A 337-nucleotide genomic window follows, 5' to 3' on the forward strand; every position below is an offset into this window, starting at 1 on the left:
TTGCGCGTCATGAAAACGGCACGTGAAGATGGTACGGCAGGAGAGTTCGGGGCCTTAGCTCAGTTGGGAGAGCGGTAGCTTTGCAAGCTTCAGGTCGTCGGTTCGATCCCGACAGGCTCCACCAAGTGTCATCGAGATGCGATCGACAGTGGGATTGAGAACGGTTTCGGAAGGCACGCCTTCCGATCGGAAGCACGGCTTCCAAAGAAAGTCATCATACATCGTAAAAAGGGGATTTGCCTGACCGCCACTCGGCGGTGCCGCTCCTGGCCTTCGGTTGCAACCGCGACCGTTGTGGGTTGATCTCGGAATGATCTGGTCTTTTCGTCAATGCTCT

1 tRNA gene is annotated in these 337 nt (G+C 55.8%); it reads left to right on the forward strand.

Going from position 1 to position 337, the window contains the following annotated elements:
- The first annotated feature begins 48 nt into the window (after positions 1-48).
- Positions 49-124, forward strand: a tRNA-Ala gene (locus KKP04_RS15340).
- Positions 125-337: the final 213 nt, after the last annotated feature.

It is taken from the genome of Rhodomicrobium sp. Az07 (assembly GCF_018619475.1).
Classification (GTDB): Bacteria; Pseudomonadota; Alphaproteobacteria; order Rhizobiales; family Rhodomicrobiaceae; genus Rhodomicrobium.